This is a genomic window from Acidovorax sp. 99 (genome assembly GCF_003096455.1).
Taxonomy (GTDB): domain Bacteria; phylum Pseudomonadota; class Gammaproteobacteria; order Burkholderiales; family Burkholderiaceae_C; genus Acidovorax; species Acidovorax delafieldii.
Genome location: NZ_QEKU01000001.1, coordinates 277,732 through 298,042 on the forward strand (window position 1 = coordinate 277,732; position 20,311 = coordinate 298,042).

23 protein-coding genes are annotated in these 20,311 nt (G+C 65.9%); 12 read left to right on the forward strand and 11 right to left on the reverse strand.

From position 1 onward, the window contains the following. Positions 1 to 60 precede the first annotated feature (60 nt). The 3 genes from gudD to kdgD all read right to left on the reverse strand — a co-directional run bounded on the left by gudD (position 61) and on the right by kdgD (position 3,449). Positions 61 to 1,413 (reverse strand): glucarate dehydratase, encoded by a 1,353-nt coding sequence (gene gudD / locus C8C95_RS01375; RefSeq protein WP_116747390.1) that lies wholly within the window; start codon positions 1,411 to 1,413, stop codon positions 61 to 63. Positions 1,414 to 1,462: 49 nt separating this feature from the next. Beyond that, on the reverse strand, positions 1,463 to 2,452 hold the full coding sequence (locus tag C8C95_RS01380) for a tripartite tricarboxylate transporter substrate binding protein (RefSeq protein ID WP_116747391.1): 990 nt from the start codon (positions 2,450 to 2,452) through the stop codon (positions 1,463 to 1,465). A gap of 85 nt (positions 2,453 to 2,537) precedes the next feature. After that, the gene (gene kdgD, locus C8C95_RS01385) at positions 2,538 to 3,449 is read right to left on the reverse strand and encodes a 5-dehydro-4-deoxyglucarate dehydratase (protein ID WP_116747392.1); all 912 of its coding nucleotides are present in this window, start codon (positions 3,447 to 3,449) and stop codon (positions 2,538 to 2,540) included. Between the two features lie 221 nt (positions 3,450 to 3,670). Between kdgD and C8C95_RS01390 the strand changes: the two genes are divergently transcribed. Next, positions 3,671 to 4,708: a LacI family DNA-binding transcriptional regulator gene (locus C8C95_RS01390; RefSeq protein ID WP_116747393.1), complete on the forward strand. Its 1,038-nt coding sequence runs from the start codon at positions 3,671 to 3,673 to the stop codon at positions 4,706 to 4,708. Positions 4,709 to 4,753: 45 nt separating this feature from the next. Here C8C95_RS01390 and ispF read toward each other — a convergent pair whose 3' ends face one another. Both ispF and C8C95_RS01400 read right to left on the reverse strand, forming a co-directional pair. Then, positions 4,754 to 5,233: a 2-C-methyl-D-erythritol 2,4-cyclodiphosphate synthase gene (ispF, locus tag C8C95_RS01395; protein WP_056064230.1), complete on the reverse strand. Its 480-nt coding sequence runs from the start codon at positions 5,231 to 5,233 to the stop codon at positions 4,754 to 4,756. 114 nt (positions 5,234 to 5,347) lie between these two features. Further along, positions 5,348 to 6,262, reverse strand: a complete 915-nt coding sequence (locus tag C8C95_RS01400; RefSeq protein WP_082522473.1) for a 2-C-methyl-D-erythritol 4-phosphate cytidylyltransferase — start codon at positions 6,260 to 6,262, stop codon at positions 5,348 to 5,350. Between the two features lie 97 nt (positions 6,263 to 6,359). Between C8C95_RS01400 and mfd the strand changes: the two genes are divergently transcribed. The 6 genes from mfd (at position 6,360) to serB (ending at position 12,866) form a co-directional block, all read left to right on the forward strand. Beyond that, on the forward strand, positions 6,360 to 9,824 hold the full coding sequence (gene mfd / locus C8C95_RS01405; protein ID WP_116747394.1) for a transcription-repair coupling factor: 3,465 nt from the start codon (positions 6,360 to 6,362) through the stop codon (positions 9,822 to 9,824). A 72-nt stretch (positions 9,825 to 9,896) separates the two neighbouring features. Next, complete coding sequence (locus C8C95_RS01410; protein ID WP_116747395.1) at positions 9,897 to 10,559, forward strand: hypothetical protein; 663 nt, start codon at positions 9,897 to 9,899, stop codon at positions 10,557 to 10,559. Positions 10,560 to 10,656: 97 nt separating this feature from the next. Then, positions 10,657 to 10,911, forward strand: coding sequence for a ParD-like family protein (locus C8C95_RS01415; RefSeq protein WP_015014749.1), 255 nt, complete (start codon positions 10,657 to 10,659; stop codon positions 10,909 to 10,911). Continuing rightward, the gene (gene map, locus C8C95_RS01420; protein ID WP_116747396.1) at positions 10,908 to 11,705 is read left to right on the forward strand and encodes a type I methionyl aminopeptidase; all 798 of its coding nucleotides are present in this window, start codon (positions 10,908 to 10,910) and stop codon (positions 11,703 to 11,705) included. Before C8C95_RS01415 ends, map begins: the two co-directional genes overlap by 4 nt. A 98-nt stretch (positions 11,706 to 11,803) precedes the next feature. Beyond that, positions 11,804 to 11,992 (forward strand): DUF3149 domain-containing protein, encoded by a 189-nt coding sequence (locus C8C95_RS01425; RefSeq protein WP_116747397.1) that lies wholly within the window; start codon positions 11,804 to 11,806, stop codon positions 11,990 to 11,992. A 160-nt stretch (positions 11,993 to 12,152) separates the two neighbouring features. Beyond that, positions 12,153 to 12,866, forward strand: coding sequence for a phosphoserine phosphatase SerB (serB, locus tag C8C95_RS01430; RefSeq protein ID WP_110961161.1), 714 nt, complete (start codon positions 12,153 to 12,155; stop codon positions 12,864 to 12,866). Positions 12,867 to 12,958: 92 nt separating this feature from the next. Here serB and C8C95_RS01435 read toward each other — a convergent pair whose 3' ends face one another. Further along, positions 12,959 to 13,477: an Rrf2 family transcriptional regulator gene (locus C8C95_RS01435; protein ID WP_116750095.1), complete on the reverse strand. Its 519-nt coding sequence runs from the start codon at positions 13,475 to 13,477 to the stop codon at positions 12,959 to 12,961. A gap of 90 nt (positions 13,478 to 13,567) precedes the next feature. On the opposite strand from C8C95_RS01435, the gene ytfE reads away from it, so the two are divergent. Then, positions 13,568 to 14,317 carry an iron-sulfur cluster repair protein YtfE gene (gene ytfE, locus C8C95_RS01440; protein WP_060985960.1) on the forward strand — a complete coding sequence of 250 codons (750 nt, stop codon included), beginning with the start codon at positions 13,568 to 13,570 and terminating at the stop codon, positions 14,315 to 14,317. Between the two features lie 17 nt (positions 14,318 to 14,334). Further along, positions 14,335 to 14,829, forward strand: a complete 495-nt coding sequence (locus C8C95_RS01445; RefSeq protein ID WP_116747398.1) for a group III truncated hemoglobin — start codon at positions 14,335 to 14,337, stop codon at positions 14,827 to 14,829. 43 nt (positions 14,830 to 14,872) lie between these two features. Here C8C95_RS01445 and C8C95_RS23620 read toward each other — a convergent pair whose 3' ends face one another. Together C8C95_RS23620 and C8C95_RS01450 are read right to left on the reverse strand one after the other, a co-directional pair. Next, the gene (locus C8C95_RS23620; RefSeq protein ID WP_165836502.1) at positions 14,873 to 15,046 is read right to left on the reverse strand and encodes a DUF5668 domain-containing protein; all 174 of its coding nucleotides are present in this window, start codon (positions 15,044 to 15,046) and stop codon (positions 14,873 to 14,875) included. Between the two features lie 37 nt (positions 15,047 to 15,083). After that, entirely contained in the window at positions 15,084 to 15,977 is an 894-nt protein-coding gene (locus tag C8C95_RS01450; protein WP_116747399.1) for a LysR family transcriptional regulator, read from the reverse strand. A gap of 126 nt (positions 15,978 to 16,103) precedes the next feature. Here C8C95_RS01450 and C8C95_RS01455 point away from each other — a divergent pair, with 126 nt between their 5' ends. Continuing rightward, positions 16,104 to 16,685 carry a GNAT family N-acetyltransferase gene (locus C8C95_RS01455; RefSeq protein ID WP_116747400.1) on the forward strand — a complete coding sequence of 194 codons (582 nt, stop codon included), beginning with the start codon at positions 16,104 to 16,106 and terminating at the stop codon, positions 16,683 to 16,685. After that, on the forward strand, positions 16,660 to 17,784 hold the full coding sequence (locus C8C95_RS01460; RefSeq protein WP_116747401.1) for an ABC transporter ATP-binding protein: 1,125 nt from the start codon (positions 16,660 to 16,662) through the stop codon (positions 17,782 to 17,784). Before C8C95_RS01455 ends, C8C95_RS01460 begins: the two co-directional genes overlap by 26 nt. Here the strand turns inward: C8C95_RS01460 and C8C95_RS01465 are convergent. Genes C8C95_RS01465 through C8C95_RS01475 form a run of 3 tightly spaced genes read right to left on the reverse strand, consistent with a single transcriptional unit; the run spans position 17,739 to position 18,794 of the window. After that, positions 17,739 to 17,951 carry a DUF3820 family protein gene (locus C8C95_RS01465; RefSeq protein ID WP_056064258.1) on the reverse strand — a complete coding sequence of 71 codons (213 nt, stop codon included), beginning with the start codon at positions 17,949 to 17,951 and terminating at the stop codon, positions 17,739 to 17,741. The two genes, C8C95_RS01460 and C8C95_RS01465, sit on opposite strands and share 46 nt — an antisense overlap. 13 nt (positions 17,952 to 17,964) lie before the next feature. Further along, a complete protein-coding gene (locus C8C95_RS01470) occupies positions 17,965 to 18,327 on the reverse strand; it encodes a translation initiation factor Sui1 (RefSeq protein WP_116747402.1) in 363 nt (120 codons plus the stop codon). Further along, the gene (locus tag C8C95_RS01475; RefSeq protein ID WP_056064262.1) at positions 18,324 to 18,794 is read right to left on the reverse strand and encodes a DUF2721 domain-containing protein; all 471 of its coding nucleotides are present in this window, start codon (positions 18,792 to 18,794) and stop codon (positions 18,324 to 18,326) included. Before C8C95_RS01475 ends, C8C95_RS01470 begins: the two co-directional genes overlap by 4 nt. A 239-nt stretch (positions 18,795 to 19,033) precedes the next feature. Between C8C95_RS01475 and C8C95_RS01480 the strand changes: the two genes are divergently transcribed. Then, complete coding sequence (locus C8C95_RS01480) at positions 19,034 to 20,311, forward strand: DEAD/DEAH box helicase (RefSeq protein WP_116747403.1); 1,278 nt, start codon at positions 19,034 to 19,036, stop codon at positions 20,309 to 20,311.

A 20,311-nucleotide genomic window follows, 5' to 3' on the forward strand; every position in this document is an offset into this window, starting at 1 on the left:
CCCCTGCCCTGCCACCAACACAAAGCCCTCCATTGGAGGGCTTTGTGTTTTTGAACCGCCTCAGCGCACCATGCAAGGTGACTTGTTGTTGAACTTCCAGCCGGGGATCAGGTACTGCATCGCAATCGCGTCGTCGCGTGCCCCCAGGCCGTGCTGCAGGTACAGGTGGTGGGCGCGCTCAACCTCGTCCATGTCCAGCTCTACCCCCAGGCCGGGCTTCTCGGGCAGGTCAATGAAACCATTCCTGATCTGGAACGGCTGCTTCGTCAGGCGCTCGCCGTCCTGCCAGATCCAGTGCGTGTCGATCGCGGTCACGCGGCCCGGGGCAGCGGCGCCCACGTGGGTGAACATGGCCAGAGAAACATCGAAATGGTTGTTGGAGTGCGAGCCCCAGGTCAGGCCGAAGGCCTGGCACATCTGCGCCACACGCACTGATCCGGCCATGGTCCAGAAATGCGGGTCTGCCAGCGGAATATCCACCGACTGCAGCGCCAGGCTGTGCGCCATTTCGCGCCAGTCGGTGGCCACCATGTTGGTAGCGGTGGGCAGGCCGGTGGCGCGGCGGAACTCGGCCATCACCTCGCGGCCCGAGAACACTCCTTCTGCGCCGCAGGGGTCTTCGGCATAGGCCATCACGCCATGCAGGTCGCGCGTGAGGCGGATGGCGTCTTTCAACAGCCAGCCGCCATTGGGGTCCAGCGTCACGCGCGCTTCGGGGAAGCGCTCGTGCAGCGCGCGGATGGCCTCGACCTCTTCCTCGCCACGCAGCACACCACCCTTGAGCTTGAAGTCGGCAAAGCCATAGCGCTGGTAAGCGGCCTCGGCCAGGCGCACGATATCCTCAGCCGTCATCGCCTTTTCGTTGCGCAGGCGGAACCAGTCGTTGTCGGCGCCGGGCTCGGTGCGGTAGGCCAGATCGGTCTTTGTGCGGTCGCCCACATAGAACAGGTAGCCCAGCATTTGCACCGATGTGCGCTGCACGCCGTCGCCCAGCAGCGCGGCCACGGGCACGCCCAGGTGCTGGCCCAGCAGATCGAGAAAGGCCGACTCCACCGCCGTCACGGCATGGATGGTGATGCGCAGGTCAAAGGTCTGCAGGCCACGCCCGCCCGCATCGCGGTCGGCAAACTGGGCGCGCATGGCATTGAGCACGGCGTTGTGGTGACCCACGGGCTGGCCCACGATGAGCGGTCGCGCATCTTCGATGGTCTGGCGGATCTTCTCGCCGCCGGGTACTTCGCCCACTCCCGTGTTGCCCGCGCTGTCACGCAGGATGAGCAGGTTGCGCGTGAAGAATGGACCGTGCGCGCCGCTCAGGTTCATGAGCATGCTGTCGTGGCCCGCCACAGGCACCACGCGCAGCTCGGTGATAACGGGGGTGCTGGTGGCAGATGGATTGGAAGAGTTGGTCATGGTGGTCAGAAAACGAGGATGAGGCGCGCCCGGCGCCTCGTGGCAGGGCTCAATCAGCGGTGATTTTTCGGGTCTCGATCACGGTCTTCCAACGGGCAAATTCGCGCGCTTGGTAGGCGGTGAAGGCTTCGGGCGTGCTGCCGACAATCTCCAGGCCCTGGTCCAGCATGCGCTTTTTCACGGCAGGGTCGTTGATGGCTGCGATGGCGGCGTCCGCGAGCTTCTTCTTGAGTGCAGTCGGCAGGCCCTTGGGTGCGGCCATGCCCTGCCAGGAGTACACCTCAGCACCGGCCACGCCCGCTTCGGCCAAGGTGGGGACATCCGGCAGCACAGGGCTGCGCTTGTCGCCCGTCACAGCGATGGCGTGCAGCTTGCCCGCACGGATGTGCTGCAACACGGCGTTCACGTTCTGGAACGAGAACTCCACCTGCCCGCCCAGCAGGTCGTTGATGGCCGGTGCGCCACCCTTGTAGGGGATGTGCAGGCCTTCCGTGCCGGTCTGCTGCCAGAACACCTCGGCCGAGAGGTGGTCCGACGAACCGTTGCCCGAGCTGGCAAAACTCACCTTGCCCGGGTTGGCCTTGAGCTGGGCGATCACCTCCTTCACGGTGCGCGCCTTCTGGCCGGGGGCGGCCACCAGCACGTTGGGCGCCTGTACCGGCACGGTGATGTAGTCAAAGTCCTTGAGGGCGTCGTACGGTACCGTCTTGAGCAAGTGCGGCGCCACGACAAAGGCGCCCAGCGACGACACCAGCAGCGTGTAGCCATCGGCTGGCGCGCGCTTGACCATGCCCGCCCCCAGCGTGCCCGTGGCACCGGGGCGGTTGTCCACCACGAAGTTCTGGCCCAGCTTGTCGCCCATGTGCTGGGCCATGGCGCGGGCCACCATGTCGGTGGAACCACCGGCCGGGAACGGCACGACGATGGTCACGGGCTTATCGGGCCAGGTGGCGGCGGCGGGCGCGGCGGTCTGCGAAGATGCGGCAAAGACAAGGCCACAGGCGGCAGCAGCAAGCAACAGTTTCTTGGCAACGAACATGAGGGTGTCTCCGAAAGTAGTGATGGCAGGCCCTCTGCGGGGCCTCGGGGGTGGATGAGAAAAGGAAGGAATCAGTCGGCCGCGTTCACTGCGGCCCGAGCTTGTCAATCAGTGCCTTGAGTTCTTCCATCTCATGGGGCTTGAGGTCCGTCAGCGGCGCCCGCACCGGCCCGCCGTCATGGCCCACGATGCGTGCCCCCGCCTTGATGATCGACACGCCATAGCCCTCCACCCGGTTGCGGATGGCCAGGTACGGCATGAAGAACGACTTGAGCAGCCGGTGCTGCGTGGCCGTGTCATCGCTGGCCACCGCCTTGTAGAACTCCATCGCCGTCTTGGGGATGAAGTTGAACACCGCCGACGAATACACCGGCGTGCCCAGCGCCTTGTAGGCAGCGGCATACACCTCCGCCGTGGGCAGACCGCCCAGGTACGAAAAGCGGTCCCCCATCTTCATGTAGATGGAAGACATGGTCTCGATGTTGCCCACACCGTCCTTGAACCCCACCAGGTTCGGACAACGCTCGGCCAGGATGGACAGGGACTCGGCCGTGAGCTTGGTGCGGTCGCGGTTGTAGACGATCACACCGAACTTCACGCTCTTGCAGACCTGCTCCACATGGGCGATCAGGCCTTCCTGGCCAGCTTCGGTCAGGTAATGCGGCAACAGCAGGATGCCATGGGCGCCCAGGCGCTCGGCCTCCTGGGCATGGGCAATGGCCGTGCGGGTGGGGCCACCGGCCCCGGCAATGATCGGCACCTTGCCCCGGCAGGTATCCACGGCCGTCTTGATGACCTCGCTGTATTCGGGGCCCGAGAGCGAGAAGTACTCACCCGTGCCACCGGCGGCGAACAGGGCGCTGGCGCCATAGGGGGCGAGCCACTCCAGGCGCTCGATGTAGGTCTTGGGGCGGAAGTTGCCCTGCTCGTCGAAGTCGGTGATGGGGAACGAGAGCAGGCCGGAGCCCATGATGGTTTTGAGTTCTTGCGGGGTCATGGTGAAAAGCGGGCGTTGGGTAAGAGGTCCTCGAAGGTCGTACAAGTCACAGAATTTCTGCTCTAAAAGGGGAAATTTCTGCGATTTATGCAAATGTTAACGTTAACATCATCAGACAACATAGTAAAAACCCTTATATTGACGAATTTCACTGGAGTGCCGTCGCACAGGAGCGTGCACGGTGCCAGCCCGAAGTCACGCGCCCTTTAGACTCCACCACCATGCAAGCTCCAGATCCGGCCCGCACTGCCCCACCCTCCGGCCGCGACCGCTCGGCGGTCACGCTGCGCGAGGTGGCCGAACGGGCAGGCGTGTCGATGATTACCGTGTCGCGCGCCATCAACACGCCGCAGCAGGTGTCTGAGCGCACACGGCAACGGGTTCAGGAAGCCGTTTCCGCCTTGGGCTATGTGCCCAACCTGGTGGCAGGCGGGTTGCGTTCGGCGCGCAGCCATGTGGTGACGGCACTGGTCCCCACGCTCACGGGGCCACTGTTTGGTGAAATGGTGCAGGCCCTCACCGATGCGCTGGAACTAAGCGGCTTTCAGGTCATGGTGGGCCAGGTGGGCTATGCCCGTTCACGCGAAGACGAGTTGCTGCGCGCCATCGTGGGCCGGCGGCCCGACGGGATCGTGCTCACGGGGGTCATGCACTCACCCGAGGGGCGGCGGTTGCTGATGGCCTCGGGCATTCCGGTGGTGGAAACCTGGGACTTCACGGACACCCCCATCGACATGCTGGTCGGCCTGCGCCACGAAGCGCTGGGCGCCGCCGTGTGCGAGCACCTGTTCGCCAGGGGACGGCGACGGCTGGCGCTGCTCAGTGGCGGAGACGAGCGCGCGGCGCGGCGCGCTCAGGGCTTTGCCGACGCCGCCGCGCACCTGGGTCTGCGCCCGCCCGCCGTGCGACTGGGTAAATCACCCACCACCCACGCCGATGGCCGTGCCGGGCTCGCAGCCCTGCTGGCCGACGTGCCCGATATCGACGCAGTGTTCTGCAGCTCCGACATGCTCGCCCTGGGCGTGCTCACCGAAGCCAGGGCCCGCGCAATCGCAGTGCCTCAGCAACTCGCTGTGATGGGGTTTGGCGACATCGACTTTGCCGCGACCGTCAGCCCGGCTCTTTCCACCGTGCGCATCGACGGCACACGCATGGGCCAGACAGCAGCTCAGTGGATTGCCGACCGGGCCGAGGGCAAGGCAGTCGCCCAGCCCGTGGTGGACATCGGCTTTTCCATCGTGGAGCGCAGCAGCAGCTGAGCGCTGCAAGACCCTGCGGCAAAGGCCGGGCCAATCCCCAGCGGCTTACGCCCGGTAGACCAGCGCTATGGCCCGAGCCTCCATGGCCAGCCCCTGCCCTACCGGGCCCAGGCGCTCGGCCGTCTTGGCTTTCACATTGACCTGGTCCTCTGCCACACCCACCGCGCGGGCGATGGCGGCCCGCATGCCGGGGATGTGCGCCGCCAGGCGTGGGGCCTGGGCGACAACCGTACTGTCGATGTTGCCGATCTCAAAGCCCGCTGCGCGCACCCGCCGCGCCGCCTCGGCCAGCAGCACGCCCGAGTCTGCGCCCCGGAACGCGGCATCGGTGTCGGGGAAATGGCGGCCAATGTCTCCCAGTGCCGCCGCGCCCAGCAGCGCGTCAGTGATGGCGTGCAGCAGTACGTCGGCGTCCGAGTGGCCCAGCAGGCCTGTCGGGTGAGGGATCTCCACCCCACCAATCACCAGGCGGCGGCCGGGTACCAGCGCATGTACGTCCCAGCCTTCTCCAATCCTGAAATTCATTTGTCTGCCTTTGTGAAGGTTTGTGTGAGGAGTCGCGGGGAACGTCGGACGGTTTCCCCCGATGAGCAACGCAGCCAGCGCGCCAGTGATGCCGGCAGCGCCATGCGCAGCGGACTAAAAAAGATTCTTCTTGCCAGGGGCCGTACTCACCTGCCCCCGCTCCCCGCCAAAGCGCTCCAGCGTGGTGCTGTGCGCACGCTGGGCCAGCACCGCAGCCGCCAGCGCGAAATCGTCCGGGTAAGTGACCTTGAAATTCTGTGCCCCGCCGGGCACCAGCCGGGGGTGAAAACCCAGGGCCTCCATCGCACTGGCTTCATCGGTCACGTTGGAGCCCACCTTGTCGATGGCCTCCATCAGCGGGCCGATGCGGAACATCTGCGGCGTCTGCGCCAGCCACTTGTCGCTGCGGTCCACGGTGGAGGCCACGCGCACGCCCCCCGGGCCGTCGATGGAAGTCTTGAGCGTGTCGGCCAGCTTGTGCGCCAACAGGCCACCCACACTGTCGCCCGCGCATTGGTCGATGAGCGCATCGATCTGCTCTGAGGTCACGAGGCAGCGCGCTGCGTCATGCACCAGCACCCAGTCGCCAGGCTGGGCACCACGATCCAGCAGCGCCTTGAGGCCACCCAGCACCGTGTCGGCACGCGTGGGGCCACCACACTCCACCACAAAAAATGCGGGATGGGCATGGGCATCCAGAAAGTGATCCCCCGGCGCCACGGCCACCAGCGTACCCAGCAAGCGCCCGACTCCGGCAAACGCAGCCAGTGTGTGCAGCACCATCGGATGGCCTGCCACCAGGTGGTATTGCTTGGGCAACGGGGCAACCGCCACGGGTGCATTGGCAGACAGCGCTGAGGTGGGCGAAAAAGCCGCCACGGTCGATGCCTGCACAGGCTGTGCTGAAGGGGCCATGCCTGCGCCTGCCGGCACGGCCCGCGACCCGACCCCTGCACAGGGCACCAAGGCCCAAAAACGCCCTTGGGCCGACAAGGGGGTGAGCGAAGGGTGCAACAGAGGAGCAGTCATGGAGCGCTCATTCTAAAATCTCCCGTTGCCCCCGATCCAGCCCGTGCGTGTTTCGCGCCCCTGGGGATGCGGCGGGCCCACTGACGACACCGTCCGCATGGAACTCCCCAAACTCTCCCCCGGAAAACGCTTTGCCCTGCCCCGCCCCGTGGGCAGTGCCGACTCCCTGCTGCTAGCCCGCTTGGCCGAGCGCGACAAGGCCTCTGGCCACACTACCGCCATCGTCACGGCCGACGCCACCGACGCGCAGCGGCTCATCGACGAGATGGCCTTTTTTGCGCCCGGCCTGCGCTGCGCGCTGTTTCCCGACTGGGAAACGCTGCCCTACGACACGTTCAGCCCGCACCAAGACCTGATCAGCGAGCGGCTGGCTACGCTGTGGCGTATCTCGCAAGGTGAGGCCGATGTGGTGCTGGTGCCTGCCACCACGGCGCTGTACCGCCTTGCGCCGCCGTCCTTCCTGGCGGGCTATACCTTCCACTTCAAGGTCAAACAAAAGCTCGACGAGGCCAAGTTCAAGGCCCAGCTCACGCTGGCCGGTTACTCGCATGTATCTCAGGTCGTGAGCCCTGGCGAATACGCCGTGCGCGGCGGGCTGATCGACTTGTTCCCCATGGGCTCGCTCGTGCCCTTCCGCGTGGACCTCTTCGACGACGAGATCGACAGCATCCGCACCTTCGACCCCGACAGCCAGCGCAGCCTGTACCCCGTGCCCGAGGTGCGCCTGCTGCCCGGGCGCGAGTTCCCCATGGACGACGACGCGCGCGCCAAGTTCAGGAGCCGCTGGCGCGAGATGCTCGAGGGCGACCCGACCAAAAGCCGCATCTACAAGGACATGGGCGCGGGTGTGGCCACGGCCGGCATCGAGTACTACCTGCCGCTGTTCTTTGACGAGACCGCCACCGTGTTCGACTACCTGGGCGGCGAAGCCACCGTAGTGCTGCACGGCGACCTGGAGCCCGCCTTCCAGCGCTTCTGGCAGGACACGAAAGACCGCTTTCGCCTGGTGCAGGGCGACCCCGAGCGCCCGGTGCTGCCACCCGAGGCGCTGTTCCTGTCGGCCGACCAGTTCTACACGCGCGCCAAGGAGCATGCCCAGCTGTCCATCCGCCCCGGCGTGGAGGACATTGCCGACAACCCGCACTTCCAGAAGCTGGGCGACCTGTCGGTGGTGCGTGGTGCCGAAGACCCGCTGGCCCGGCTGCACGCCCACATCCGCAACACGCAACACCGCGTGCTGCTGCTGGCTGAAAGCGATGGCCGCCGCGAGAGCCTGCTCGACTTTCTGCGCGCCAGCGGGGTGAACCCGCCGGCCTTCGACTCGCTGGCCGAGTTCCAGGGCGCGGACGACGAGAAGGTGGGCATCGCCACCGCCGGCCTCACCGTGGGCTTCAGCTGGATCGAGGACGGCATCGACTTCGTCACCGAGACCGAACTCTTCGCCGCCGGCCCCACCACACGCCGGCGCAAGAAGCAGGAGCAGGTGAGCGACGTCGAGGCGCTGATCAAGGACCTGGCCGAGCTCAACGTGGGCGACCCCGTGGTGCACAGCGCCCACGGCATCGGCCGCTACCGGGGCCTGGTCAACATGGACGTGGGCAACAAGAACCCCGACGGCACGCCCGCCATGCAGGAGTTCCTGCATCTGGAATACGCCGACAAGGCCGTGCTCTACGTGCCCGTGAGCCAGCTGCAGCTGATCAGCCGCTACACCGGCGTGAGCGCCGACGAGGCGCCGCTGCACAAGCTGGGCAGTGGCCAGTGGGAAAAGGCCAAGCGCAAGGCCGCCGAGCAGGTGCGCGACAGCGCGGCCGAGCTGCTCAACATCTATGCCCGCCGCGCGGCGCGCGAAGGCCACGCCTTCCGCTACAGCCCGCAGGACTACGAGACCTTTGCCAACGACTTCGGCTTTGAAGAAACGGCCGACCAGAACGCCGCCATCCACGCCGTCATCCAGGACATGATCAGCCCGCGCCCCATGGACCGCCTGGTCTGCGGCGACGTGGGCTTCGGCAAGACCGAGGTGGCGCTGCGCGCGGCCTTCGTGGCCGTCACGGGCGGCAAGCAGGTGGCCTTCCTCGCGCCCACCACGCTGCTGGCCGAGCAGCACTACCAGACGCTGGTAGACCGCTTCAGCAAGTGGCCGGTGAAGGTGGCCGAGGTGTCGCGCTTTCGCTCGGGCAAGGAGATCACCGCCGCCATCAAGGGCATCGGCGACGGCACGGTGGACATCGTGGTGGGCACGCACAAGCTGCTGTCTGAGTCCACCAAGTTCCACAACCTGGGCCTGCTCATCATCGACGAGGAGCACCGCTTCGGCGTGCGCCACAAGGAGCAGATGAAGGCCCTGCGCGCCGAGGTGGACGTGCTCACGCTCACGGCCACGCCCATCCCGCGCACGCTGGGCATGGCGCTCGAAGGCCTGCGCGACCTGTCGGTCATCGCCACCGCCCCGCAGCGGCGCCTGGCGATCAAGACCTTCGTGCGCAACGAGGGCACGGGCGTGATCCGCGAGGCGGTGCTGCGCGAACTGAAGCGCGGCGGGCAGGTGTACTTCCTGCACAACGAGGTGGAGACCATCGAGAACCGCCGCCAGAAGCTCGAAGAAATACTGCCCGAGGCCCGCATCGCCGTGGCCCACGGCCAGATGCCCGAGCGCGAACTGGAGCGCGTGATGCGCGACTTCGTCGCCCAGCGCTACAACATCCTGCTGTGCTCGACCATCATCGAGACCGGCATCGACGTGCCCACGGCCAACACCATCATCATGAGCCGCGCCGACAAGTTCGGCCTCGCGCAGCTGCACCAGCTGCGCGGGCGCGTGGGCCGCAGCCACCACCAGGCGTATGCCTACCTCATGGTGCCCGACACCGAGGGCCTGACCAAGCAGGCCGCGCAGCGGCTCGATGCGATCCAGCAGATGGAAGAACTGGGCAGCGGCTTCTACCTGGCCATGCACGACCTCGAGATCCGCGGCGCCGGCGAGGTGCTGGGCGAAAACCAGAGCGGCAACATGCTGGAGGTGGGCTTCCAGCTGTACAACGAGATGCTCAATGAAGCCGTCAAGGCGCTCAAGGCCGGCAAGGAGCCGGACCTGCTCAGCCCGCTGAGCGTCACCACCGACATCAACCTGCACGCCCCCGCCCTGCTGCCCGACGACTACTGCGGCGACGTGCACCTGCGCCTGTCGTTCTACAAAAAGCTGGCCACCGCCAAGACGCCCGACCAGATCGACGGCCTGCTCGAAGAGATCGTGGACCGCTTCGGCAAGCTGCCGCCGCAGGCGCAGACGCTGATCGACGTGCACCGCCTGCGCGTGCTGAGCCAGCCCTACGGCGTGGTGAAGGTCGATGCCGCTCCGGGCGTCATCAACATCACCTTCAAGCCCCAACCGCCGATTGACCCGATGCGCATCATCGAGCTGATCCAGAAGAACAAGCACATCAAGCTGGCGGGCAACGAAAAGCTGCGCATCGAGCGCGAACTGAAGGAGCCCAAGGACCGCGCGCAGATGGTGCGGGACATTCTGCGCAGCCTGGGGCAACCCGTGGTGGCTGCATAGCGTTTTACAAGCCAAAGAGGCTGCAAGCGCTAGTGAATCATGCGCTGACAGCTATCAAAAGAGAAGCAAACAATGTGGCTGGAGTCTCTTCTCGCGCTGGTGGCGCTGACGGCCGCCTTGGCCACGCGGCCCTGGCGCCTGCTGGCCAGCCGCAAGCCGCTGGTGCATGAGTCCCACGGTGCAGCGTCCCCGCTGTGGACGCCGTTGCTGGCCACGCTGGTGTTTCTGCCCTGGCTGTGGGCCCTGCCCACCCTGCATGCGATGCCGCTGCAACTGCAGTGGTCGGGCGCGTGTCTGGTGGTGCTGATGCTGGGCTGGCCGCTGGCCATCCCGGTGCTGCTGGCGGTGGGCGCCATTGCGGGCCTGCTTTCACCCGCCCTGGACTGGGCCGATGCGCTGGGCGCCGCCATCTGGCTGGGCGTGGTGCCCGCCACGCTGGCCCTGGCGCTGGGCGCGCTGGTCCGGCGCTTTGTCGGTACGCAGCCATTTGTGTACGTGCTGGGCCGCGCGTTTCTGGGCACCGTGGCCTGCGTGTTTGCTGCCGGTGTGCTGTCGCAATGGACCGGGCACCTGTTGCCCGGTGTGGGCAACGAACTGTCTCTGGTGGCCCGCTGGCTCATGGCCTGGGGCGACGGGTTTGTGACGGGCATGCTCACCGCGATTTTTGTGGCCTTCAAGCCCGAGTGGCTGGCCACCTGGTCGGACCAGCTCTATCTGAAGCGCCCTCCGCAGTAACGCTGCCGGGCATCAGCGCAGTGTTGCCAACGCGCACCACAGGGACTGCAGACACGCAGCGATACGAAACGTATATGTTTCGCATACAATTCGCTGCATGGGTATTGTCAAAATTTCAGACCAAATGCACGAGAACCTGCGCGTTGCCAGCAACGCCCTGTCTCGCTCCATCAACGCACAGGCAGAACACTGGATGCGCATCGGCATGCTGGCCGAGCTGCATCCCAACCTCGACCACAGCGACATCTGCCAGCTGCTGATCCGCGCCGAACAGGCCGGGGGCTTCGATCTGGACACGGTGGCGGCCTCCGTGGCCGCCAAGCCGGGCCACAGTGGGCGGCGTGTTCAATGAAATCGTCCCGCGTCACCCTGCGCTCCCCCGCCGAAATCGCCCAGGCGCGTGAGGCCGGCCGCCTGGCCGCCCGCGTGCTACACATGATCACGCCGCACGTGCAGCCCGGCGTCAGCACCGAGGCACTGGACCGGCTCTGCCACGACTACATCGTGAACGAACTGCAGGTCACCCCCGCCAACGTGGGCTATCTGGGGTATCCCAAAACGGTGTGCACCTCGGTCAACCACGTGATCTGCCACGGCATTCCGTCGCCCGGGCAGGTGCTCAAGGCGGGCGACATCATCAACATCGATGTGGCCATCATCAAGGATGGCTGGTTTGGCGACACCAGCCGCATGTACTTTGTGGGCGAACCCAGCCCGCTGGCACGCCGCCTGGTGGACACCACCTACGAAGCCATGTGCGCGGGCATTGCCCAGGTGCGCCCCGGCGCCACGCTGGGCGATGTGGGCCATGCCATACAGACGGTGGCCCACCGCGAGCGGTTCAGCGTGGTGCGCGAATACTGCGGTCACGGCATCGGGCAGATCTACCATGACGAGCCCCAGGTGCTGCACTACGGGCAGCGCGGCCAGGGCCTGCGGCTGGAGGAAGGCATGGTCTTCACCATCGAGCCCATGATCAACGCCGGCAAGCGCGATACGCAGGAGCTGGCCGACGGCTGGACCGTGGTCACCCGCGACCGCTCGCTCTCTGCCCAGTGGGAACACATGGTGGCCGTGACGGCCGACGGGTTTGAAGTGCTCACGCCCTGGCCCGAAGGCACTGGCCGCTATCCCGCCTTGGTTTGACCTGCATCTTGCCCGCACGCCGCAGTCTTTGACACAGCACAAGCAGCCGCCGCAGGGACCATCCGATAGTGGTGAACACCACCACAAGGAGGGTCTCCATGAAGCTGCTGAACGATCTGTTTTCTACCGACTACGGCCTGATGAGCATCATCGGCATCGGGTTCATGATCTGCATGGCCGCATTTTTTGTGCGCATGTTCCTGGTCAAGATGAACGAGCCGCCCCAGCCCAACACGGCCACCAAGGCCCTCAAAGGCGGCGGCCAGAACCTGCCGCATCCTCGCTGAGGCACAGGATCTGACGAGAGCCCCAGCGCGGGGCGCGGCCCCTGTCGCCCAGTCCCCGGGGTAGCGCCTGGAGCGAGCATGGCGGGCACGGCGGGAACAAAAGCCTGCCAGGGATACCATTGCGGGTTCTTACCCCGCATTTGTTCCCCCTTTTTCTGCCATGACCCACGCAACCGAATTCGCCCCTGGCCTCGTCATCCAGGGCATCGAGCCTCCGCTGTCCCTGTCTGCCTACAAGCTCATCGCTTTTGACATGGACTCCACCCTCATCAACATCGAGTGCGTGGACGAGATCGCCGATGCCGCCGGCCGCAAGGCCGAGGTGGCCGCCATCACCGAGGCGGCCATGCAGGGCGTGATCACCGACTACAAGGAGAGCCTGCGCCAGCGCGTGGCACTGCTCAAGGGCGTGACGGTGCAGCACATGGAGCAGGTGTTCACCGAGCGCCTGCGCTTCAACCCCGGCGCCAAAGAGCTGATCACCGCCGCCAAGGCCGCAGGCCTGACCACGTTGCTGGTCTCGGGCGGCTTCACCTTCTTTGCCGACCGCGTGAAGGCGGGCCTGGGCATCGACTTTGCGCGCTCCAACATGCTGGAAGTGCAGAACGGCCAGCTGACGGGCCGCATGGTGGACCAGGCCTGGGGCGACATCTGCGACGGAGCCGAAAAGCGCCGCACGCTGCTGGAAGTGGCCTCGCTGATGGGCATTTCGCCGCAGCAGGCGATTGCCGTGGGCGATGGCGCCAACGACCTGCCCATGATGGGCGTTGCCGGCCTGTCCGTGGCCTACCACGCCAAGCCCGCCGTGCGTGCACAGGCCAAGGTGGCCATCAACCAGGGCGGGCTGGACCGCCTGCTCGAAGTGCTGCGCTGAGCGGCGTGGCGCCTCAATACCTAAAGGGCGCAACAGGATACTATCAATTTTATAGCTATCCAGGCATGTAGCACCGGCGCATCACGCCGTTTTTATTCAAAACCAGGTACATCGGGCAATCCGGGCACCAACGCGGTCTTGCGGCGGGCACTGCCTGGACGCGGGGCCGCCACCGTGGCCTGCAGCGCCACACCCTGCGGTGACGTGGGCGCCAGCAGGTCCGCCAGCGTCACGCCATCCAGCACCGCTAGATAGGCCTGCATGGCCTGGCCCAGCACCCCTTTCAGCCGACAGTGGCTGCTCAGGCGGCACTGGTTGGAGGCGGGGTCAAAACACTCCACCAGGTTGAAGTCCGTCTCGGTGGCACGCACCACCGCGCCAATGTGGATGGACGAGGCCGGCACCATCAGTCGCATGCCACCACCCCGCCCGCGCGTGGTCTCCAGCAGACCCTGGGCTGACAGCTGCTGCACGATCTTCATCAGGTGGCTGCGCGAGATGCCGTAGCCCTCGGCCACCTCCGTGATGGTGACGGGCTGCGCCCGCCCCTCGGTGGCAGCGCAGTACATCAGCACGCGCAGCGTGTAGTCGGTCCATTGGGTCAGTCGCATGGGTTTGCCGCAGATCAATCAAAAAGATGCATACAGCCTGAATTTTATTCGCTAAAATATTCACACGATATGAATCTTTAAAGGACCACCATGAACGCCCGCATCGACACCCTGCACGCCACAGCCCCCACCACCCCGCTGCCACTGAGCGCCGAGCAGCAGATCGGCCAGATCGCCGTGCAGTTGCCGGGCGCCACGGCGGTGTTTCGGCGCCTGAAGCTGGACTTTTGCTGCGGCGGCCAGGTGAGTCTGGCCAAGGCGGCCGCCGACAAGGGGCTGGACGCCGACGCCGTGCTGGCCGAGCTGGCGGCCCTGCAGCGCAGCGACGCCGTGCCCGAGGCAGCGTCGCCCAGTGCGCTCATCGACCACATCCTGGCGCGCTACCACGAGGTGCACCGCCAGCAGTTGCCCGAGCTGATCCGCATGGCCCGCCGCGTGGAGGCTGTGCACCGCGACCACCCGCAGGTGCCGGCCGGCCTGGCCGACCACCTGGAGGCCATGCACGAAGAGCTGCTGTCGCACATGCTCAAGGAAGAACAGGTGCTGTTCCCCATGCTCAAGAACGGCGGCAATCCCTTTGTGGGTCAGCCCATCGGCATGATGCGCGCCGAACACGTGGACCATGGCGAAGCGCTGGACAAGCTCAACGCGCTGACGAATGACGCCACGCCCCCCCAAGGCGCATGCAACACCTGGCGCGCGCTCTACGCAGGCATTGCCCAGCTGGGCGACGACCTCATCAACCACATCCACCTGGAAAACAACGTGCTGTTTCCGCGGTTCGAAGCCAGCGCTGCTCCCGCCCAAGCTTGTGCCACGTCAGCCTGCGGTTGCCAGTGAGCGGGCACACTGCCGCCATGACCGACGAAGCCACCCACACACAGCCCACCAGCCAGATCGCCCCCAGCGTGGAGAGCATCACGCAGCTGGTGCACGGCTTTTATGGGGATGTGCGGCGCGACCCGCTGTTGGGCCCGGTGTTTGAAAAGGCACTGCACGGCCAGTGGGACGCCCACCTGCAGCGGCTGGTGGACTTCTGGAGCACCGTCGCGCTGGGCACCCGCAGCTTCAAGGGCGATGTCTTCGGCAAACACATGGCGCTGGAGGGCGTCACCCCTGCCCACTTTGCGGCCTGGGTGGGGCTGTGGCAACAACACACCAGCCGCCTGTTTGCACCCGAGGTGGCGCGCGACCTGCAGGTGGCGGCCCATGGCATTGCACGCAACCTGTTCCGGGGCTACTTTGCGAACGACCCCGGTTTTGTGCAGCCCCGCGACGAGGACCATGGGCACGATGGGCGCGATGGGCACGGCGCCCGCCACCAGGACAGCGGAGAAACCCAGCGAGGTTGAAGACTGCCGACTGGCAACGCGGTCGCCAGCGCCCGCTTCTGGCTTATTTGCCCTTGTTGCCCGGCGTGAAGAACAGCGCCAGACCCACTGCTATCAGTGCCACAGGCCACCACACCCGCAGCAGCTCGCGAAGGCTGATGCTGATCAGTCCCAGGTTGGTCAGCAGAAAAAACACGCCCAGCACGACCAGAACGATCGCAGCGATATTGCCCTTCATGTGCATTCCCTCGGTGTGGTTGTTGGTATGGCCGCGATTATGGCGGGCTGGACAACTGCGCGCCCAGGTAATCCACCCACACGCGCACCTTGGGCGACAGATGGCGGCTGGAGGGCCACAGTGCCCGGAACTGGCGGGCCGGGCCCAGGTGCGGCTCTAGCACGCTCACCAGTCGCCCCTCAGCCAGGGCATTGCGCACCAGAAAGTCGGGCATACAGGCAATACCGATCCCCCGCAGGGTGGCACCCAGAACGGCTTCGATGTTGTTGCAGGCCAGCACCGTGCGAAGGCGTGGTTCGTCGCTGGCCAGGTCCTCGCGCCACGGCCAGTCGAGCAGCTTGCCGGAATCCGGGTGGCGAAAGCGCACGCAGGCATGCCGCTCCAGGTCGCGCAGTGCAGCGGGCGTGCCGTGGCGCTCCAGGTAGCTGGGCGCAGCGCACAGCAGCAGCCGAAAGGTCTGCAAGGGCCGCGACACCAGGCGTGAATCGCGCAGGTCGCCACTGCGAATCGCCACGTCAATGCCTTCGTCGATCAAGTCGATCGCTCGGTCGCTGAACGTGATGTCCAGCTCCACCTCGGGGTAGCGCGCCAGAAACTCCGGCACCAAGGGGATCAGGAAGTGGTAGCCCACGATGGGCGCACTCACCCGCAGCTTTCCCCGTGGGGTCTCCCGCGAGAGCGACAGCATGGCCTGCGCGTCGTCCAGGTCGTCCAGCACGCGCCGGCAGCGCTCATGGAACAGGCGCCCCTCTGCCGTCAGCTGGATGCGCCGGGTGCTGCGCTGCAATAGGCGCACGCCCACCTCCTGCTCCAACCGCGCCACGCCCTTGCCCACCGCAGACGCCGATATCTCCAGCGCCCGTCCGGCGGCCACAAAGCTGCCCAGCTCTGCTGTTTTCACAAAGGCCAACATGCCACTGAGCTTGTCCATCTGCGTTGTTTACTCCGGTTGAGCACGGCCGATTCAATCTTTTTATTCCGTAATAAAAGGAATAAAAGCCACTTTTTGGCTGATTCGATCCAGTCTAACCTTCTTGCACTTCCACACATCCACGCCATGCCGAACCCGTCATTCCTTCGCGCCGACTCCGCCAGCACCTGCGAAACCCGAAAGTCGCTGATGGGTTTGCAGGCTGAATATCTGCGCTGGGTGCATGGCGAAATAGCCCGGTGCTTTCCGGCCCTCTCCCCGCGTGCCGGCTTGTCGCTGCCACCGGAGGACCTGCCCGGATTGAAGGTCTCACAGACCGGAAACCGGCCAAACAGCGCGTACTACCTGATCGCCGTGAATGGCGTAGCCGCAGGCATGTGTGGCCTGCGGCCCTTGGGCGCAGGCACCGTCGAAGTCAAGCGCCTGTACGTCCGCCCCGCCTACCGGGGCCTGCATCTCGGTTCGTCGGCACTGCGCAAGCTGTACGCAGATGCCTGTCAGGCGGGCTACACCCGCATTTGCCTGGACACCGCCCTTTTCATGCAGGCAGCACACCGCCTGTACGAAGCCCACGGCTACGCCGACTGCGCGGCCTACGAAGGCACCGAGGTGCCGCTGGCACTGCACAACCACTGGCGCTTCATGCAGCGTCCCATCCACCGCCCCAGCCACGGCATCACCCATGAGCACGATCTTCGAACGGCGTAGCACGCAAGCAGGCCTGGTCCTCGCAGTGCTCCTGCTGCCCCTGGTACTGCAACCCTTCGGCCACCACTGGGTGCGCGTTGCTGACGTCAGCCTGCTGTACGTCATGCTGGCACTGGACCTGAACGTGGTGGTGGGTTATGCAGGCCTGCTGGACCTGGGGTATGTGGCCTTCTACGCACTGGGTGCCTACCTGTTTGCCCTGCTGACCTCACCCCACCTGACCGACCACTTTGCGTGGATCGCTGCGCTGTTCCCGCAGGGGTTGCACGCCCCCTGGTGGGTGACCATCCCTCTGGGCGCAGCATGCGCGGCCCTCCTCGGCATGCTGCTGGGAGCCCCTACCCTCAAGCTGCGGGGGGACTACCTGGCCGTGGTCACCCTGGGCTTTGGCGAAATCGTGCGCCTGCTGGTCATCAACATGAGCCACCCCGTCAACATCACCCAGGGCGCCCAGGGTCTGGGCTTGATTGACCCGGTGCACATTCTGGGGGTGGACCTGGGCCGCCCCCTGGTGGTGGCGGGCCATGAGGTGGCGTCGGTCACGCTGTACTACTACCTGTTCCTGGCGCTCGTGACGCTCACCATCGTTGTCTGCCAGCGCCTTCAGCACTCCCGCATCGGCCGCGCATGGATGGCCATCCGCGACGACGAAACCGCAGCGCGGTCCATGGGCATCAATACCCGCAACCTCAAGCTGCTGGCCTTCGGCGTGGGCGCCAGCTTTGGCGGAGTGACTGGCGCCATGTTTGCGGCTTTTCAGGGCTTTGTGTCCCCCGAGGCCTTCAGCCTGCAGGAGTCTGTGCTCATCGTCGCGATGGTGGTGTTTGGCGGCATGGGGCATATCCCCGGGGTGATCCTGGGAGCCGTACTGCTCGCAGCTCTTCCAGAGCTGCTGCGCTATGTGGTGGGCCCCCTGCAGACTGCAACGCACGGGCTGCTGGATGCGGGCGTGATGCGCCCGCTGCTGATTGCCTTGGCCATGATCATCACCATGCTGTGGCGCTCCAGCGGCCTGTGGCCGGCGCCGGATGCGGCGCAGGCACAGGGGAAAAATCAACGCCCACGCAAGGGCCGCAGCAGGTCCGACAGCCCGTTGTGATCGATCTCGTGCATCAGCGCCAGCAACTGGCCCAGCTCGCCCTTGGGAAACCCTTCGCGCGCAAACCAGTTGAGGTAATTGCCCGGCAGGTCGGCCAGCAGCGTGCCTTTGTGCTTGCCGTACGGCATCTCGGTGGTGACCAGGCGCTGCAGTTTGTCTGCGTCCATTCCCTCGCCTCGCTCAGCCGCCCGCGCGCTTGACCTTGTGGCCCAGCTTCTGCAGCGCGGCCATCACGCGCTCCACATGGTCGCCCTGCACCTCGATCACGCCGTCCTTCACCGTGCCGCCGCTGCCACAGGCGGCCTTGAGCTGCTTGCCCAGCTGCTCCAGCGCAGTCTCGTCCACCAGCACGCCTTTGACCAGGGTGACCGCCTTGCCGCCGCGCCCTTTGGTCTCGCGCGATACGCGCACGATGCCATCACCCGTGGGCAGGGGCTTGTTCTGCTTGCAGGTGCACTGCGCCACCGGCTGGCGGCAGGTGGGGCACATGCGGCCCGCCTCGGTGGAATACACCAGGCCGCCCAGGTCTGCCAGAGACTTCATGGTTTCTTCCCTTCCACCTCTTGCTGCAGCATGTGAAAGTCGAGCAGGCGCGTGGCCAGCAGCGTCTCGGTCAGAAAACACACCAGCGCCAGCAAAAAGCACGCAACGCCCGCCAGAAACCCGCCCACCGCAAGGCGGCTGGACTGAAAGTCGGTGGTTTCGCCCAGGAACAGCAGGATGATGGTCGTGCCAATGAGGAAGGCACAAAACGTCAGCAGCGCAATACAACCGTTGGCCAGCCGTCCACGCAAACGCAAGTCCGCCAGCTCCTTGTAGGCACGGGCCAGAAATTCGGGTTCGGCATTGACGCGCGCGCGGTCTTCCACCACACGCGCCCGGTCGATGATCCGGGCCAGGCGGCCGGCCACCGCGCCGATCATGCCGGACACCGCAGTGAGCAAAAACACGGGCGCCACCGCCAGCTGGATGCCGTGGGTGATGGCGGAGGTATCTAGGGGCAAAGCCATGGGGTTCGGGTCCGGGAAAACTGTCAACGAAAAACGGGGCGGCCCGATTATCGGTTGCCCAACGCTGGGGCCGAGCACTCGCATTCCCTGCAATCTTGCAGGTGCAAGGCGCGCATTGCTGGCCTGTGAGAAGGCACCGGGCAAGAGGGCATCGGGCAAACGCGGCGACAATGCGGGCCATTACTGCTTTGTCCGCGCTGCCTTGCGTGCCCTCCTCAACGCATTCCCAGCGCCTTTCCATGCCTTTTGCCTCCCTCGGTCTGTCCCCCGCCCTTGTCCATGCCGCCGCCCAGGCGGGCTTTGTGGCGCCCACGCCCATTCAGGCGGGCGCCATTCCGGCCATCCTGCAGGGGGTAGATCTGCTGGGTGCCGCACAGACGGGCTCGGGCAAGACGGCGGCATTTGCCCTGCCCTTGCTGCAGCAGCTGCAGCTCAGCGCCACTGGCGGCCCGCGCCGGGTGCGCGCCCTGGTGCTGGTGCCCACCCGTGAACTGGCAGCGCAGGTGGGAGAAGTGCTGCGCAGCCTGGCGCAGCACCTTCAGCAACCGCTCAAGATCGCCATCGTGTTCGGCGGCGTGTCGATCAATCCGCAGATGCTGGGCCTGCGCGGCGGCGCCGACATTGTGGTGGCCACGCCGGGCCGCCTGCTGGACCTGGTGGACCACAACGCGCTGCGCCTGTCGGCCGTGGCACACCTCGTGCTGGACGAAGCAGACCGGATGCTGGACCTGGGCTTTGCCGAGGAACTGCAGCGCGTGCTGGCGCTGTTGCCAGCCCGGCGGCAGAACCTGTTTTTCTCGGCCACATTCCCAGCCGCAGTGCAGGCGCTGGCCGATGGCCTGCTGAAGCAGCCGGTGCGCGTGGAGGTGCCCCACACGCCGGGTAACGAGCCCGCCATCGAACAACGCGCCATTGCGGTGGACGCCAGCCGCCGCACCCAGTTGCTGCGCCACCTGGTCAAGGAGCACAACTGGTCGCGCGTGCTGGTGTTTGTGGCCACGCAATACGCGGCCGAGCATGTGGCCGAGAAGCTGTACAAGGCGGGCATTTTTGCATCTCCCTTCCACGGCGGCCTGAGCCAGGGCGCGCGCAACCAGGTGCTGCGGGAGTTCAAGGATGAGCGCTGGCAGGTGGTCGTGACCACCGACCTCGCAGCACGCGGCATCGACATTGCGCAGTTGCCTGCCGTGGTGAACTACGACCTGCCCCGATCGGCCGTGGACTATGTGCACCGCATCGGCCGCACCGGCCGGGCGGGCGAGAGCGGCATGGCCGTGAGCTTTGTGACCGCCGATACCGAGGCGCATTTCCGGCTGATCGAAAAACGCCAGCACCTCACCATCCCACGCGAGCAGATTGCGGGCTTTGAACCCACCGAGGCTCCCGCGCCCGCACCATCCACCGACCCCGGGGGCACCGGCGGCATCAAAGGCAAACGCCCCAGCAAAAAGGACAAGCTGCGCGCAGCAGCGGCGCAGGCAGCCGATGCCCCCGCTGCCCACAAAAAAGGCCCCTGA

Excerpts from the sequence above, each read along its gene's own strand:
- serB (WP_110961161.1), top strand. The coding sequence starts at position 12,153 with ATGACCCACGCAACCGAATTCGCCCCTGGCCTCGTCATCCAGGGCATC.
- ytfE (WP_060985960.1), top strand. The coding sequence starts at position 13,568 with ATGAACGCCCGCATCGACACCCTGCACGCCACAGCCCCCACCACCCCG.
- C8C95_RS01400 (WP_082522473.1), bottom strand. The coding sequence starts at position 6,262 with ATGACTGCTCCTCTGTTGCACCCTTCGCTCACCCCCTTGTCGGCCCAA.
- ispF (WP_056064230.1), bottom strand. The coding sequence starts at position 5,233 with ATGAATTTCAGGATTGGAGAAGGCTGGGACGTACATGCGCTGGTACCC.
- map (WP_116747396.1), top strand. The coding sequence starts at position 10,908 with ATGAAATCGTCCCGCGTCACCCTGCGCTCCCCCGCCGAAATCGCCCAG.
- C8C95_RS01460 (WP_116747401.1), top strand. The coding sequence starts at position 16,660 with ATGAGCACGATCTTCGAACGGCGTAGCACGCAAGCAGGCCTGGTCCTC.
- C8C95_RS01435 (WP_116750095.1), bottom strand. The coding sequence starts at position 13,477 with ATGCGACTGACCCAATGGACCGACTACACGCTGCGCGTGCTGATGTAC.
- C8C95_RS01465 (WP_056064258.1), bottom strand. The coding sequence starts at position 17,951 with ATGGACGCAGACAAACTGCAGCGCCTGGTCACCACCGAGATGCCGTAC.
- C8C95_RS23620 (WP_165836502.1), bottom strand. The coding sequence starts at position 15,046 with ATGAAGGGCAATATCGCTGCGATCGTTCTGGTCGTGCTGGGCGTGTTT.
- C8C95_RS01445 (WP_116747398.1), top strand. The coding sequence starts at position 14,335 with ATGACCGACGAAGCCACCCACACACAGCCCACCAGCCAGATCGCCCCC.
- mfd (WP_116747394.1), top strand. The coding sequence starts at position 6,360 with ATGGAACTCCCCAAACTCTCCCCCGGAAAACGCTTTGCCCTGCCCCGC.
- C8C95_RS01475 (WP_056064262.1), bottom strand. The coding sequence starts at position 18,794 with ATGGCTTTGCCCCTAGATACCTCCGCCATCACCCACGGCATCCAGCTG.
- C8C95_RS01480 (WP_116747403.1), top strand. The coding sequence starts at position 19,034 with ATGCCTTTTGCCTCCCTCGGTCTGTCCCCCGCCCTTGTCCATGCCGCC.
- C8C95_RS01455 (WP_116747400.1), top strand. The coding sequence starts at position 16,104 with ATGCCGAACCCGTCATTCCTTCGCGCCGACTCCGCCAGCACCTGCGAA.
- C8C95_RS01380 (WP_116747391.1), bottom strand. The coding sequence starts at position 2,452 with ATGTTCGTTGCCAAGAAACTGTTGCTTGCTGCTGCCGCCTGTGGCCTT.
- C8C95_RS01410 (WP_116747395.1), top strand. The coding sequence starts at position 9,897 with ATGTGGCTGGAGTCTCTTCTCGCGCTGGTGGCGCTGACGGCCGCCTTG.
- kdgD (WP_116747392.1), bottom strand. The coding sequence starts at position 3,449 with ATGACCCCGCAAGAACTCAAAACCATCATGGGCTCCGGCCTGCTCTCG.
- C8C95_RS01470 (WP_116747402.1), bottom strand. The coding sequence starts at position 18,327 with ATGAAGTCTCTGGCAGACCTGGGCGGCCTGGTGTATTCCACCGAGGCG.
- C8C95_RS01415 (WP_015014749.1), top strand. The coding sequence starts at position 10,657 with ATGGGTATTGTCAAAATTTCAGACCAAATGCACGAGAACCTGCGCGTT.
- gudD (WP_116747390.1), bottom strand. The coding sequence starts at position 1,413 with ATGACCAACTCTTCCAATCCATCTGCCACCAGCACCCCCGTTATCACC.
- C8C95_RS01450 (WP_116747399.1), bottom strand. The coding sequence starts at position 15,977 with ATGGACAAGCTCAGTGGCATGTTGGCCTTTGTGAAAACAGCAGAGCTG.
- C8C95_RS01425 (WP_116747397.1), top strand. The coding sequence starts at position 11,804 with ATGAAGCTGCTGAACGATCTGTTTTCTACCGACTACGGCCTGATGAGC.
- C8C95_RS01390 (WP_116747393.1), top strand. The coding sequence starts at position 3,671 with ATGCAAGCTCCAGATCCGGCCCGCACTGCCCCACCCTCCGGCCGCGAC.